The organism is Burkholderia pyrrocinia (assembly GCF_001028665.1).
GTDB lineage: Bacteria > Pseudomonadota > Gammaproteobacteria > Burkholderiales > Burkholderiaceae > Burkholderia > Burkholderia pyrrocinia.
Genome location: NZ_CP011505.1, coordinates 726,823 through 742,018 on the forward strand (window position 1 = coordinate 726,823; position 15,196 = coordinate 742,018).

Genomic DNA, 15,196 nt, shown 5'->3' on the forward strand with positions numbered 1-15,196 from the left:
CATCATCCGCCGAACGCGGGACGGGCTCGCTCACGCCGCATGACGTTAAACGGTTTCGTAACCGTCGCGTAACGATCGGCCACCACAATGCTCCATCTTCTACCCTCAGGATGGAGTTTGCATGTTTGCGTCACCGAGCCGTCTCCCGCTGCACGTCGCAGCCCTATCGACCGCGATCGTCCTGGCTGCCTGCGGCGGCGGCGACGATGTCGTCGCAACGAACTCGACGAACGCCTCGGTCGCGGCGCCGCCGGCCGACCCCGGCTTCGTCGACAGCGCGCCCGTTCCGAGCGTGCCCGCGTTCGTCGACAACGTCGCGACCAACCAGCGCGGCGACGCTCGTTATGCAACGCTGTCGACCAACGCCGCCGTGCGCGTGGTGAGCCGCTTCCTCGACCTGTGGCAGCCGTCGACGATGCTCGTCGATGCCGGCGTGACCGCGGCGGCCAACGGCGCGTTTCCGGCCATCTCGCCTTCCACCTGCACGGGGCTGCCCGGCAACGGCACGCCGTGCGGCACGAGCCTGAACGACACGGTGCTGTCGGCGAACGTGCAATACGTGGTCAACGCGACGACCGCGCGCACGCCGCAGCAAGCCGACGCCGCCTACTTCGACGACCGGCGCGGCAAGGGCTACAGCGTGACGGACGGCATGGGGCCGCTCACCGCGGCATGGCGCACCGCGGCCCAGCAGACGACCAGCATCACCAGCGTGCCGGCCGACGCCACGACCGTCCTCTATAACGACACCGGCAACAACGTCGGCGTGGGCAGCAGCGGCAACGCGAATTTCGGGAAAGTCGTCGACCTGCTCAACGAGATGGGCAACAACGCGTCGACCGAACCCGCGAAGCGCTTCTACAAATATGCGCGGCCGTATCGCTGGAGTTCGAGCGTCGTCGTCGCGCCGACGCTCGTGCCCGCGGAAAGCACGACGCCGGCGACCGACGGCGGCTTCATCAGCGGTCACCAGGCCGAAGCGATGCGCGACGCCGTGACGATGGCGTGGCTCGTGCCCGAGCGTTTCCAGGAAATGGTCGGCCGCGGCCTCGAGCTCGGCGAGAACCGGATCCTCGCCGGCATGCACTCGCCGCTCGACGTGATCGGCGGCCGCATGCTCGCGCTGGCCGTCAGCGCGGCCAACCTCGCCGCATACGCGAGCGACGCGCAGGCCGCGTATGGCCAGGCACACCAGACGCTGCAGCAGCTTACCGGCACGACCGATGCGACCTTCGCCGCATTCGCGCGCTCGGGCACGACGGCGACCGACCGGTTCGCCGACTACTCGACCAACAAGGCGGCCTTCACGCGCCGCATGACGTACGGCTTCGGCGCGATCGACGCGACCGGCGCGCCGCCGGTCGTGCCGAAGGGTGCGGAGATCCTGCTGCAGACGCGCTTCCCGTATCTGGGCGCGGACCAGCGGCGTGTCGTGCTGAAGACCACCGAACTGCCGTCCGGCTACCCGGTGATGAACGACGCGGAAGGCTGGGGCCGGCTGAACCTGTTCGCGGCCGCCGACGGCTACGGCGCGTTCAACGGCAACGTGATCGTCGCGATGGACGCGTCGAAGGGCGGCCTCAACGCCGCCGACCTGTGGCGCAACGACATCGCGGGCGCCGGCAAGCTGACGCTGCAGGGCAGCGGCACGCTGACGCTGGCTGGCAACAACAGCTATACGGGCGGCACGCAGGTCAGCGGCGGCACGCTCGCCGCGGCTTCCACGATGGCGTTCGGCAACGGCGACGTGTATGTCGGTTCCGGCGGCGGCATCCGGATCGCGGCCGGCGCACCGGTGACAATCGCGACCCGCTACACGCAGCTCGACAACACGACGCTCGAACTCGACATCGACGGCAACGGCGGCGGGCGCCTGCGCGTCGGTGGTGCGTTCACCGTCGCGGGCGGCACGCTGCACGTGAAGTTCGTGAACGGTTATACGCCGAAAGCCGGCGACACCATCGCGCTGATCGACGCGGCAGCAGGCGCCGCGAAATTCTCGACGGTGACGGTCGACGGCTTCAAGGCGACGCCGGTCTATACGGCGACGGGTGTGTCGATCACGCTGTCGGCGGCATAACCCGGCAGCGGGCATCGATCCGTGCAACGGCGCCGCCCGCCGGCGGTGCCGGTCAGGCGAAGCGGCCGGAGGCCCCTGCTTCGTCGCGCATGCCGGCTTCGCCCGACGGGCGAGGCCGCGTACCGAAGCGCCGTTGCAGATCGATGATCGCGGGCAGGTTGAAATCGTGGACGTCGGGCACGGCGCCGCCCTGCCGCCGGGCCACCTCGGCACAAAGCTCCGGCGCACGGGCGGTTCGCGATGTTGCACGCGCAGCACGCCGGGGGATTCGCAGATCACGCCGAGCATGTCGGGTTCCTTACGATCAGGTCATGCGCCGCTGCTCGCGGCGTCGATCCGGTAGAAACGGCGCGCGTTGCCGCCGAACAGATCGGCGAGCGCCGCCGAGCCGAGGAACTGCGCGCAGTCGTCCTCGCACGCGGCCAGCCAGTCGCCGTAGCCGCCGCACGCCGACGCCACCCGCAGCACCGGCCAGTCGCTGCCCCACATCAGTCGCGTCGGCCCGAACAGGTCGGCCAGCGCATGCACATAAGGCCGCGTGCGCGCTCTTACGGCGTCCGCGCCGTCCGACGGCCCGGCCTCGGTCCACAGGCCCGACAGCTTGCAGTGCAGGTTCGGCAGGCTCGCAAGGCGGCGCATCGCCGACAGCCACGGCTGCAGCTCGCCGCGCTCGATGAACGGCTTCGCGCCGTGATCGATCACGATCTGCAGATCCGGGTGGCGCTGCGCGAACGCATGCAGCGCATCGAGATGGCGCGGCATCACCAGCGCATCGAAACGCAGCGCATGTTCGAGCATCGCGGCGACCGCGCGATCCAGCACCGGATCGTCGATCCACGCATCGTCGGGCAGATCCTGCAGCATCGGTCGCAACCCGCGCGCTTTCGGCGCCGCCGCAAAGGCCGCGATCCGCGCCGGCGCGTCGGCAGCCTTCAGGTCGACCCAGCCGACCACCGCGCCGACCGTCGGGGTTTCGTCCGCGAGATCGAGCAGGAAGCGCGTGTCGGCGTCGCTCGGCAGCGATTGCACGAGCACGGTGCCGTCGATGCGCGCCGCGTCGAGCAGCGGCGCCAGATCGGCGGGACCGAAATCGCGGTGAATCGCGTCGAGTTCGGCCGGCGGCCAGCAGCCGGCCCGCGCGCCCATTTGCCAGTAGTGCTGATGTGCGTCGATGCGCGCCGTCATGCGCGCGCTCCCGGGACGGGCGCGCGCGCCGCGATCAGCCCTTCGTCGCGCAGCGCGGCCCACAGTTCGCTCGGCACGGGGCGCTCGAACCATGCGATGTTCTGTTGCAGCTGGGCCACGCTGCGCGCGCCGACCACGCACGACACGACCGCCGGATGGCCGAACGGAAACTGCAGCGCGGCGGCGGGCAGCGGGACGTCGAAGCGGTTGCACAGCGCGCCGAGCCGCGTGGCCTTGTCGATCACGTCGGCGCTGGCGTCCGCATAGTTGAACTTGCCGTTGCCGGCCAGCACGCCGGAATTGAACACGCCGCCGACCACGATGCCCGTCCCCGCGCGGCCGCACGCGTCGAGCAACGGCTCGAGCGCGGTCTGTTCGAGCAGCGTGTAGCGGCCGGCCAGCAGCACGGCATCGAGCGCGGCCTCGTTCAGCGCAGCGGCGGCGACTTCCCATTCGTTCACGCCGAGGCCGAACCCGCCGATCTCGCCGCCCGCACGCAGCGCGTCCAGCGCGCGAAACCCGCCGCCGCGGGTCAGTTGTTCCCAGTAGTGCGCGTGACGATCGCCGTGCGTCATCGCGCCGATGTCGTGCACGTACAGGATGTCGATCCGCGCGAGCCCGAGCCGCTGCCGGCTGTCCTCGTGCGACCGCATGATGCCGTCGTAGCTGTAGTCGTAGACGGGCCGGAACGGCAGCGGCTCGGCCCAGCCGTCGTCGCCCGGGCGCACGCTCGCGTCGGCGCGCATCAAGCGCCCGACCTTCGAGCTGAGCGTGAACGCGCCGCGCTCGCGCGGCGCGAGCCCCGCGCCCACGCGCCGCTCGGACAGCGTGTAGCCGTAATACGGCGCGGTGTCGAAGTAGCGCAGGCCGGCGGCCCACGCGGCTTCGACGAGCGAATCGGCGTCGGCGGCCGACATCGGGCGATACAGGCCGCCGAGCTGCGAGCAGCCGAGACCGAGCGCGGACATCGTCAGACCGCTGCGCGGCAATGCGCGCATATCGTTTGCGTTCATGAGTCGTGACAGGGTGCGGGAAAGAGGCACGGCCGGCAGTCGCCGCCCGTGCGCGGGCGGCTTGCGCGGTCGCTCAGTACAGGACGTTCCTGGCCGCCTCCGAATCGAGGTTCTGCTTGTCGACCATCACGACGCCGGTATCGATCAGCTTCGGCGCCGGCTTGCGTTCGACCACGTCGAGCGCCGTGCGCACGCCCTGGTTCCCCATCTGCCACGAGCCCTGCACGGCGATCGCCTGCACCGTGCCGTCGCGCACGAAGCCCTGCAGGTCCTCGTTGCCGTCGAACCCGATCGCCACCACCTTGCCGGCCTTGCCCGACTGCTTCAACGCACGGCCCATCCCGACCGCGGTCGGCTCGTTCGCGCCGAAGATGCCCTTCAGGTCGGGGTTCGCCGACAGCACGTCGGTCGTCTGGTTCAGCGCGTTCGCCATTTGCGATTGCGAGTAGTACGGGCCGACGATCTGCAGCTTCGAATGGCTCGCGATGTACTTGCGGAACCCGCCGACGCGGCTGACTTCGGAACCCGCGCCCGGCACGTACGACATGATCGCGACCTTGCCCGACTGCCCGACCCGGTCGATCAGCGCCTTCGCGCACAGCGCGCCCGCCTTCTCGTTGTCGGTCGTCAGGAATGCCTGGTAATACGGCTTGCCGGCGTCCGAGATCGCCGAGTCGATCAGCACGACCGGAATGTGCGCTTCCCACGCCTTCTTGATCGCGGGCACGAGCGCATCGGGATCGGACGGCGCGAGCACGATGCCCGCCACATGACGCGTGACCGCGTTGTCGACCATGTTGACCTGCCCGCTGATGTCGGACTCGGCCGCGGGGCCCTGGAACGTCATCGTGTAGCCCTTGGCGCCGTCGAGCGCCGCCTTCGCGCCTTTCTGCACGTTCTGCCAGTAGTTCGAATTGACCGTCTTGACGATCACGGCGATCTCGCCGCCCGCCGCGTACGCACCGCTGTTGCATGCCGCGAACAGGCATGCCGATGCTGCCAGCAGGATGGATTTGTTCATGTCTCGCTCCGCTTCTCGTTGGTGGGAACTGCTGCCGGTCAGTGCCGGCGATTGCGCAACTGGTCGATCCAGACCGTGCCCAGGATCACGACGCCGATGATGATTTGCTGGATGAAGCTCGACACGCCGTTCATGTTCAGGCCGTTGCGCAGCACGCCGATCACGAACGCGCCGATCGCCGTGCCGGAAATCGTCCCGACGCCGCCCATCAGCGACGTGCCGCCGATCACCGAGCTGGCGATGGCGTCGAGCTCGTACATGACGCCTTCGTTCGGCTGCCCGGTGACGAGCCGCGACATCAGCACGCAGCCGGTCACGCCGGCGAGCGCGCCGGACAGCACGTAGGTGAAGAGCTTCACGCCCTGCACGTTCACGCCGGACAAGCGGGCCGCCTCCGCGTTCGACCCGACCGCGTAGATATGGCGGCCGAGCGACGTTCTCGACAGCAGCACGGAAACCACGACGAACAGCACGACCATGATCACGACCGGATACGGAATGCCGGGAAACGTCGTGTCGGGGAACCCGTCCGCGCCGATGCGCGAGATGCGCAGCAGCGCGCCGTTGCCGAGCGCGCCGAACGCGTCGCCGAGATCCGATACCGGCCGTGCGCCGGTGATCTGGAGCGCGATGCCGCGCGCGACGAGCATCATCCCGAGCGTCGCGATGAACGGCGGCAGGCCCATGCGCGTCACGCAAATGCCGTTGACGAACCCGCACAGCGCGCCGACCAGGATCCCGGCCGCCATGGCCGCCGGCACCGGCACGCCCGCCTTGACCAGCAGCGCGGACGAGACGCCCGCCAGCGCGAGCACCGAGCCGACCGACAGGTCGATGCCGCCCGTGATGATCACGCAGGTGGCGGCCACGCCCAGATAGGCGATGGAGGTCACCTGCAGGCCGACGGTCATCAGGTTGTCGACCGAGAAAAACGCCGCGCTCGATACGGAAAACGCGAACACGAGCACGACCAGGCTGCCCAGCGCCGCGAACTTCTGGATCAGGTCGCGGCGCCGCTGTCGCGCCGCCCGCTCGTCGGCCTGGCTTCGATCCGATGTCATTTCAAGCATGGGGACGCCCCGAAGCGTAGTGCATGATCTCCTCCTGACTGGTGTGTTGGGTGTCGAGAAACGCGGTCAATCGACCTTCGTGAAAAACGGCGATCCGGTCGGTCATGCCGAGCAGCTCCGGCAGTTCCGAACTGATCAGCACCACGCCGACGCCGTCGGCGGCGAGCCGGTCCATCAGCCCGTAGATCGCGAACTTCGCGCCCACGTCGATGCCGCGCGTCGGCTCGTCGAAGAACAGGATCTTCGAGCCGCGGTAGAGCCATTTGCCGATGACGACCTTCTGCTGGTTGCCGCCGGACAGGTTGCGCACGAGCTGCTGCACCGACGGCGTGCGAATCGCGAGGTCCTGCACGTAGCGCCGCGCCACGTCGAGCTCGTCGTCGAAGCGCAGGAAGCCCAGGCGCGACGCGATGCCGCGCACGTTCGCGAGCGTGAGGTTCGCCGCGACGGGCATCGGCAGCGCCAGCCCCTCCTTCTTGCGGTCCTCCGACAGATACGCAATGCCGTGGTGGATCGCCTCGCGCGGCGAGCGGATCGCCACGGGCCGGCCGTGCAGCGTGATCGCGCCGCCGTCCGGGCGGTCCGCGCCGAAGATCGCGCGCGCGACTTCGGTGCGCCCGGCGCCCATCAGTCCCGCGAAACCCAGGATCTCGCCCTTGCGAAGCGCGAACGACACCGGCCCGAACACGCCATCGCGGCGCAGATCCCGCACGTCGAGCAGCACTTCGTCGGTCGGCGTCGATTGCCGCGACGGATACGCGTCGTCGAGCGTCCGTCCGACCATGCGCGCGACGATGTCGTCGATGCTCACGTCGGCGAAATCGTCCGTCGAGATGTGGCGCCCGTCGCGCAGCACGGTCACGCGATCGACGATCTGCGCCATTTCGTCGAGCCGGTGCGAGATGTACAGAATCGCCACGCCGTCGGCACGCAGCTCCTCGATGAGGCGAAAGAGCTGCACCGTTTCCGATTCCGTCAGCGACGACGTGGGCTCGTCCATGATCAGCACGCGCGAATCGTGCGACAGCGCCTTCGCGATTTCGACCATCTGTTGCTGCGCGATGGACAGCACGCCGACCTTCGTCGTCGGTGCGACGTTCAGGCCGATCCGCGCAATGCAGCGTGCCGCATCCGCATTGAGCCGTTTCGTGTCGACGAACGGCCCGCGCCGCGGCTCGCGCGCGAGGTACAGGTTCTCCGCGACGCTCAGGTGCGGCACGAGATTGAGTTCCTGGTGGATGATCGCGATGCCGGCCGCCTGCGCTTCGGAGGCCGAACGAAACCGCACCGGCGCGCCGCGATAGTGAACGACGCCCTCGTCGGGCAGGTACTGACCGCTGATGATCTTCATCAGCGTGGACTTGCCTGCGCCGTTTTCGCCGCACACCGCATGCACCTCGCCGCGGCGCAGGTCGAGGCGAATCCCGTCGAGCGCGAGGACGCCCGGGAAGCGCTTGCGAATCCCTTCCAGGCGCAGGATCTCCCGGTCCGCTTCGTCCTGTGCGGCCTGACCGGGCAGATTGCGAGGCATTGCCATTACGTCTCCTTGGGAAGGGCCGACCTCGTCTCCGTTTGGTCAGTCCAATTTCGAAGAATTACATCAAGTCAGCCACTTTTTGGTCTAGCCAATTTATATATTTGCATCCGATCTTACCAATGGTGAAAACCCGGACATCTGCACTAACGGGCCGCCGTATAGAGCGATGAGGCGAGCGTGATAGACTTTGCGACGCGCGCTTGCGCGGAAAGCGCATTGACCAAGATCCATCGGATGAAATCGACAGAACCCAAGCGGCTTTACCAATCGGTCGCGGCGCAGATCGTCGCGTTGATTCGTCAGGGCGAATTCGCAGTCGGCGAGCGTCTGCCGCCCGAGCGCGAGCTGGCGCTGACGCTCGGCGTATCGCGCCCGTCGCTTCGCGAGGCGCTGATCGCGCTGGAAATCGGCGGCCAGATCGAGATCCGGATGGGCTCCGGCGTCTATGTGCGCGACACGGCGGCCGACGATGTCGGCACGATGGGCACGCTCGGCGACAGTCCGTCGGAACTGATGCAGGCGCGCGCGGCCATCGAGGGCAGCGTTGCCGCGCTGGCCGCGGCGCGGATGACGGCCGCGATGCTCGATCGCCTGCGCCGCACGGTTCAGCGCATGAAGCGGCTCGCGGAGTCCGGCAAATCGCCCGTCGAAGCCGATCGGCAGTTCCACATGCTGATTGCGGAAGCCGCCGGAAATTCGGTGCTCACCCGCTACGTCGGCGAGCTGTTCGACAGCCGCCACGACCCGATCGCCGCGGCCATGCGCGGCCACGCGGAGAATCCGCAGACCTGGACCGCCGCCGTGCAGGAGCACGAGGACGTGCTCCACGCGTTGCAGGCCGGCGACCCGATCGCGGCCCAGACGGCCATCCGCGCGCATCTTCGCGCGTCGGAAGCGCGATGGATCGACGGTGGGCTGAAAGCCGACCCGGATTGACCGGCACACGGGCGCCTTCGCGCCCTTGTCGCCCTTCGCGCAATGCGTCGCGCGGCACCGTGTGTAAACCCCATCTCGGAATTAAATTGAATCCCCTATAATGGGATTTCAATAATTCATTGCACCTTCATTCACAACCAATTTTCTGAATTGTCCCGCATTTCGGGCTTTTATTTCACGTTCCTTGCGCTCACCCGTCGCTATCCGCGACACGACGCTTGCAGGTGACGCGAAGTGCGGCAACGGCGTCTTGCCGACGCGTCACCCGACGTTTTTTTTCTGGATATGATCGTCGGCACGACTGGTCGGGCCGCACGGCACCTTCCGGGAGATTCCGGGCGGATCGCGCGCATTGCGCGATCGCGCTGCCCGCGCCCGGGCAGCATGAGCCGGCTTCGGCCGGCATCGAATTTGAGAAGGGACGCATTAGTCAGACCATGAACCTGCACGCTGAAACACTGTGCTTCTCGGATGTGTTCCTCCATTCCCAGGCGATCGTGAACTGGTCGCAGCACTACGACCAGATCAGCCCCGGCACCGCCACGACCACGCTGCGCCAGGTCGCCGGCCAGCGCTTTCATGTCTTTCGCGAACGCATCAACCAGCGTGTCATGCAGCACGGGCTGGCGCCGCGCGATCGCCTCTGCTTCGCACTGCCGATCGCAAGCGCGGTCGCGCCGGTGGTCCAGGGGCGCACCGTCGAGCGCCCGAGCCTGCTGACCTTGCGCGGCGGCGAGGAGTTCGTCGCCCATCTTCCGTGCGATACCGAAGTGCTCGCCTTCACGATCGATCGCACGCTCACGGCCGATCACGAACTGGACGAACTCGCGAACCTGCCCGCGCGCATCCTGAAGCAGCCGGTGCTCCCCATCTCGCCCGCGCGTTACCGCAATGCGCTGGACGGCCTCGAGCGCGTGCTCGGCCAGGCGCTCGACAGCGGTTCGCTCACCGCACGCGACGCGTTCGACGAACGCGTGCTCGCGCACAGTGTCGTCGGCATCCTGCTCGACCTCGTACAGTCCGACGAATCGGATGCCGGTGCGCTGCCGTCGGCATCGACGCAAAGCTACATCGTTCGCCGCAGCCAGGAGATCGCGCTGCAAAGCGACGACGTGCCGACGGTCATCGATCTCTGCCATCACCTCCGGATCAGCCGCCGCACGCTGCAATACAGCTTCCAGAACGTCGTCGGCACCACGCCGACGGCCTACCTCCGCTCGATCCGGCTGAACGCGGTGCGACGCTTCCTGATGACGACACCCGAGACGATGCGGATCGGCGACGCGGCAGCGCAATTCGGCTTTTGCCACTTCGGGCGCTTCTCCGCGTACTACCAGCAGCATTTCCACGAGCTGCCGTCGCACACGCCGCGCCTGAGCTGACGTCGCGCATACGCGGCGCCGCGCGCCGCGGCGTCGCATCCGGGTAATCCCCTGCCACCCGGCGCACGCGGATTGCCGATAGCGGACAACGTCCGGCTTTTCGGCACCGTAAATTTTGTCGTCGCCCCGCTCGCGCGCTCCGTGCGCGTCACCGGGCGGACGTCGAAGCGCATACCTGTGTCGTCGGCGGACGGCAGCACCCACTGCCGGATCGTCAGGATCGGCCCGCGGCGCAGGGATATTGATCAGGCATGCCGGTGTCGACTCCTGACGGACGATCCGGTCAGCGGGACTACCTATGAACGAACTGTCATCCCGGTCCGAAGCAGGGCTCAGCAAAAACGCCGTCGGACTTTCACACATCGTCTTCTTCGTCGTCGCCGCGGCCGCGCCGCTCACCGCGATGGTCGGCGCGACACCCGCGGCATTCTCGCTCGGCAACGGCCCCGGCGTGCCCGGCGTATTCGTGCTGGCGGGCGTGATGTACCTGATCTTCAGCATCGGCTACGCGGCGATGAGCCGGCACATCTCCAATGCGGGCGCGTTCTATGCGTATATCGCGAACGGGCTCGGGCGCCCGGCCGGCGTCGGCGGCGCGTTCGTCGCGATCGTCGCGTACAACGCCGTGCAGATTGCGATCTACTGCATGTTCGGCTTCTTCCTGAACAACGGCGTCCAGCAGCACTACGGCATCGACGTTCCGTGGTGGGCGTTCGCGCTGGCCTGCGTCGTCGCCGTCCACTTCTGCGGCGCGCGGCACATCGAATTCAGCGGGCGGCTGCTCGGCATGCTGATGATCGGCGAGATCGCGATCGTGATGCTGCTCGATCTCGCGATCGTCGTGCACGGCGCGAACGCCGGCGGCTTCAGCGCGAAGCCGTTCAGCCCCGCGATGGTGTTCACGCCCGGGCTCGGCACCGCGCTCGTGTTCGTGCTCGGCTCGTACATGGGCTTCGAGGCGACGGCGATCTTCTCCGAGGAGGCCCGCGACCCGAAACGCACGATCCCGCGCGCCACGTACCTGGCCGTGATCCTGATCATGGTGTTCTACGCGCTGTCGTCGTGGGCGATCGTCGAGGCGTGGGGCGAAGGGCAGATCGCCGCGCAAGCGAACCGCGATCCGGCCAACCTGTGGTTTGCCGTCAGCGGCCGGCTGCTCGGCGGCATCGCGACGGACGCGATGAACGTGCTGCTCGTCACGAGCCTGTTCGCGGCCATCCTGTCGTTCCACAACACGATCACGCGCTATTTCTACGCGATGGGCCGCGAACGCGTGCTGTGGCGCAAGCTCGGCCATACGTGCCCCGTGCATCGCTGCCCCGACGTCGCCGGGAAAGTGCAGACGCTGATCGCGCTCGCGGCCATCGCCGGCTCCGCCGCCTTCCGCCTCGATCCGTTCGCGGTCGTGTTCTCGTGGATGAGCGCGCTGGCCACGATCGGCATCATCGCGGTGCAGATCCTCGTCGCGGCCTCGGTCATCGCGTTCTTCGCGCGCGACCACCGCGACGCCAGCCTCGTGCACCGCCTGATCGCGCCGCTCGTCAGCGTGATCGCGCTCGGCGCATGCCTCGTGCTGGTCGTGCGCAACCTGTCCGTGCTGAGCGGATCGGATTCGACCTTCGTCGCGATGTTTCCGTATTTCCTGCTCGCCATCGGCGCGCTCGGCATCCGCGCCGCGCTGCGCCTGAAGCGCAGCGATCCCGACCTGTATCGCGAACTCGGACGCGCCGTCCAGTAGTCGCCCGGTAGTCGCCGCCCCGCCGGTGCCGTGCGCGGCGCCGGCGTCGCGTTGCCCTGCCCCCCGACGCTTTCCCGTTGCCGGCGCGACACGCATCGATGCGTCGCGCCGGCGCCGCCGCGCGGGTATTCCCTATCCCGATCGCGCGGCAACGATTGCCGATAGCGGACAAGGCCCGCCATTTCATCGACATACAGTGGATCCGACGTTGAAGCCGGGCCGTGGCAGCCGCCATCGCCTCGACCGGCCCGGCCCGACGATTCGCCCCTGGGAAATACGGACACCATGATGAAAATTCAGAATCTGATCGGCGGCCGGCATTGCGATGCATCTGCCGGCCGCACCTTCGAAAAGCTGGCGCCGGCGACCGGCGACTATGTCGCCGCGGTGCCCGCGTCGACCGCCGAAGACGTCGATCGCGCGGTGCGCGCCGCACACGGCGCATTGCACGACGACGCATGGGCGCGCGCGGGCGGCTCGGCCCGGGCCCGCTGGCTGCTTCGGCTGGCGGACCTGGTCGAGCGCGACGGCGACGCGCTGGCAAACCTCCTGGCCGTCGAACAAGGCCGTCCGCTTGCCGAGATGCGCATGATGGACATCCCGATGAGCATCGACACGCTGCGCTACTTCGCCGGCTGGGCCGACAAGCTCGAGGGCCGCACGATTCCGACCGACGGCTTCATGGGCCGCCCGACGCTCAGCTACACGCGGCGCGCGCCGGTGGGCGTCGCCGGCCAGATCATCCCGTGGAACGCACCGCTGATGATCGCCGTGTGGAAACTCGCGCCGGCGCTCGCGGCCGGCTGCCCGGTGGTCATCAAACCGTCGGAGGACACGCCGCTGGCGCTGTCCCGGCTCGGCGAACTCGTCTGCGAGGCCGGCCTTCCCGCCGGCGTCGTCAACATCGTCCACGGCGTCGGTTCGGAAGTCGGTGCCGCGCTGGTCGCGCACCCGCTCGTCAGCAAGATCAGCTTCACCGGCAGCACCGAAGTCGGCCGCGCGATCGCCGGCGCAGCGGCCAAGACCTTCAAGCGCGTCACGCTCGAACTCGGCGGCAAGGCCGCGCAGATCGTGTTCGCGGATGCCGACCTCGACCGCGCGATCCCGTCGCTGATGGCCGGCATGTTCGCGAACCAGGGGCAGACGTGCGCGGCCGGTTCGCGCGTGCTCGCGCACCGCTCGATTGCACGCGCCCTCGAAGAGCGGCTCGCCGACGCCGCCCGCGCCATCCGCGTGGGCCCGCCGTCGGAGCCCGGCGTGCAAATGGGCGCGCTCATCAACCCGCGCCACCTCGCGCGCGTGCGCGCGCACGTCGAAGGCGCGCTCGCCGACGGCGCGGTGCTGCTCGCCGGCGACGAACAGGTGCCGCCGCGCGGCTGCTTCATGCGCCCAACGATTCTCGGCGGCGTGCATCCGGACATGCGAATCGCTCGCGAAGAAGTGTTCGGCCCGGTCGGCATGGTCATGCCGTTCGACACCGAGGACGACGCGGTCCGCATCGCCAACGACACGCCGTTCGGCCTGTCCGCGTCGGTCTGGACGCAGGACGTCGGCACCGCGCACCGCGTCGCCGAGCGGCTCGACGTCGGTGCGGTCGCCATCAATGCGTGGAGCCCGATCGACGCACGCCTGCCGTGGGGCGGCACCAAGCAGAGCGGGATCGGGCGCGACCTGTCGACGGCCGCGCTCGATTCGTACCTCGAGGAAAAGATCATCACCGCAGCCCTGTGATCCCGCGGCGCACGTCGCGCCGCACTGTGTTCAAGCACTTCGTGAGAGAACCACCATGGACTACCAAAAGCGACAAAAGCGATTCTGGCACCCGATGAGCTCGGCGGCCGCCGGGCATACGACCCCCACCGTGATCATCGAGCGCGGCGACGGCAACTACGTGTACGACGTCGAGGGCCACCGCATGCTCGACGGCGTCGGCGGATTGTGGAACGTCAACGTCGGCCACAACCGGCCTGAAGTGAAGGCCGCGATCGCCCGCCAGATGGACGAGCTTTCGTACTACCAGACCTTCGACGGCGTCGCCCATCCGCGCGTGTACGACCTGGCCGACCGCCTGTGCGCGATGTTCGCGCAGGAAGACATGCAGCGGGTGATGTTCGGCAGCGGCGGGTCCGACGCGGTCGAGACCGCGCTCAAGATGGCGCGCCAGTACTGGGTCGCCGCGGGCGAGCCGTCGCGCACGAAATTCCTGTCGCTGCGCAACGGCTATCACGGCGTGCACGTCGGCGGTACGTCGATCGGCGGCAACGGCGTCTACCATTACAATCACGGTCCGCTGCTGCCCGGCTGCGTGCTGCTCGACACGCCGTGGCTCTATCGCAACCCGTGGAACTGCGACGATCCGCAGCAACTCGTCGAGCATTGCATCCAGCAGCTCGAGGAAACGATCGCGTTCCATGGCCCGCAGACCATCGCCGCATTCGTCGCCGAACCGGTGCAGGGCGCCGGCGGCCTGATCGTCCCGCCCGCCGACTACTGGGCGCGCGTGCGCGCCGTGTGCGACCGGAACGGCATCCTGCTGATCGCCGACGAGGTGGTCACCGGTTTCGGCCGCACCGGCAGCCTGCTCGGCAGCCGCGGCTGGGGCGTCGCCCCCGACATCCTGTGCGTCGCCAAGGGCATTTCGGCCGGCTACGTGCCGCTCGGCGCGACGCTGTACAACGGGCGCATCGCGCAGGCGATCGAACATGGCGCGGGTTTCTCGCACATGGTCATGCACGGTTATACGTACAGCGGGCATCCGCTCGCGTGCGCCGCGTCGCTCGCGGTGCTCGACATCGTCGAAGCCGAGGATCTGCCGGGCAATGCGGCACGGGTGGGCCAGCGCCTGCTCGAGCAACTGCTGCCGCTGAAAGGCGACTTCGAGACCGTCGGCGACGTCCGCGGCAAGGGGCTGATGCTGGCGCTCGACCTCGTGACCGACAAGGCCAGCCGCACGCCGCTCGATCCGGGCAAGGGGTTCGCGGCGCGCGTGGCCGATGCGGCGCGCAAGCGCGGCGTGCTGGTCCGGGCGATCGCCAACAAGGTCGTGATGTCGCCGCCGTTGACGCTGCAGCAGGGCGAGGCCGACTTCATCGCGGTGACGCTGCGCGAGGCGCTGCAGGAGTGCTGCGCGGATTCGCGATCGATCGCCTGACCGCGCGGACAGCCGGGCGCACGGACTTTTCGTCGAAGGTTCGTGCGCCGCGATCCGGCCTCGGTTCGACGAAGATCGCCGCG

General features: G+C 68.4%; 12 protein-coding genes. 6 read left to right on the forward strand and 6 right to left on the reverse strand.

Going from position 1 to position 15,196, the window contains the following annotated elements:
* The first annotated feature begins 121 nt into the window (after positions 1-121).
* Positions 122-2,080 carry an autotransporter-associated beta strand repeat-containing protein gene (locus ABD05_RS33340; RefSeq protein WP_047904385.1) on the forward strand — a complete coding sequence of 653 codons (1,959 nt, stop codon included), beginning with the start codon at positions 122-124 and terminating at the stop codon, positions 2,078-2,080.
* 52 nt (positions 2,081-2,132) lie between these two features.
* On the opposite strand, the gene ABD05_RS39380 is transcribed toward ABD05_RS33340, so the two are convergent.
* The 6 genes from ABD05_RS39380 to ABD05_RS33370 all read right to left on the reverse strand — a co-directional run bounded on the left by ABD05_RS39380 (position 2,133) and on the right by ABD05_RS33370 (position 7,906).
* Positions 2,133-2,261 carry a hypothetical protein gene (locus ABD05_RS39380; protein ID WP_274521917.1) on the reverse strand — a complete coding sequence of 43 codons (129 nt, stop codon included), beginning with the start codon at positions 2,259-2,261 and terminating at the stop codon, positions 2,133-2,135.
* Between the two features lie 128 nt (positions 2,262-2,389).
* Positions 2,390-3,265, reverse strand: coding sequence for an amidohydrolase family protein (locus tag ABD05_RS33350; RefSeq protein ID WP_047904386.1), 876 nt, complete (start codon positions 3,263-3,265; stop codon positions 2,390-2,392).
* Complete coding sequence (locus tag ABD05_RS33355) at positions 3,262-4,278, reverse strand: aldo/keto reductase (protein ID WP_047904387.1); 1,017 nt, start codon at positions 4,276-4,278, stop codon at positions 3,262-3,264. The genes ABD05_RS33350 and ABD05_RS33355 overlap by 4 nt, the downstream gene beginning before the upstream one ends.
* 73 nt (positions 4,279-4,351) lie before the next feature.
* On the reverse strand, positions 4,352-5,299 hold the full coding sequence (locus tag ABD05_RS33360) for an ABC transporter substrate-binding protein (protein ID WP_047904388.1): 948 nt from the start codon (positions 5,297-5,299) through the stop codon (positions 4,352-4,354).
* Positions 5,300-5,337: 38 nt separating this feature from the next.
* Positions 5,338-6,369, reverse strand: coding sequence for an ABC transporter permease (locus ABD05_RS33365; RefSeq protein WP_034182410.1), 1,032 nt, complete (start codon positions 6,367-6,369; stop codon positions 5,338-5,340).
* Positions 6,362-7,906 carry a sugar ABC transporter ATP-binding protein gene (locus tag ABD05_RS33370; protein ID WP_047904389.1) on the reverse strand — a complete coding sequence of 515 codons (1,545 nt, stop codon included), beginning with the start codon at positions 7,904-7,906 and terminating at the stop codon, positions 6,362-6,364. The genes ABD05_RS33365 and ABD05_RS33370 overlap by 8 nt, the downstream gene beginning before the upstream one ends.
* Positions 7,907-8,140: 234 nt before the next feature.
* Here ABD05_RS33370 and ABD05_RS33375 point away from each other — a divergent pair, with 234 nt between their 5' ends.
* From ABD05_RS33375 to ABD05_RS33395, 5 genes are all read left to right on the forward strand, one after another.
* Positions 8,141-8,842 carry a FadR/GntR family transcriptional regulator gene (locus ABD05_RS33375; protein WP_047904390.1) on the forward strand — a complete coding sequence of 234 codons (702 nt, stop codon included), beginning with the start codon at positions 8,141-8,143 and terminating at the stop codon, positions 8,840-8,842.
* 437 nt (positions 8,843-9,279) lie between these two features.
* Entirely contained in the window at positions 9,280-10,224 is a 945-nt protein-coding gene (locus ABD05_RS33380; protein WP_047904391.1) for a helix-turn-helix domain-containing protein, read from the forward strand.
* 298 nt (positions 10,225-10,522) lie between these two features.
* Positions 10,523-11,962: an APC family permease gene (locus ABD05_RS33385; protein ID WP_047904392.1), complete on the forward strand. Its 1,440-nt coding sequence runs from the start codon at positions 10,523-10,525 to the stop codon at positions 11,960-11,962.
* Positions 11,963-12,247: 285 nt separating this feature from the next.
* Entirely contained in the window at positions 12,248-13,693 is a 1,446-nt protein-coding gene (locus ABD05_RS33390) for an aldehyde dehydrogenase family protein (RefSeq protein ID WP_047904393.1), read from the forward strand.
* Positions 13,694-13,748: 55 nt separating this feature from the next.
* Positions 13,749-15,113: an aspartate aminotransferase family protein gene (locus ABD05_RS33395; protein WP_047904394.1), complete on the forward strand. Its 1,365-nt coding sequence runs from the start codon at positions 13,749-13,751 to the stop codon at positions 15,111-15,113.
* The last annotated feature ends 83 nt before the right edge of the window (positions 15,114-15,196 follow it).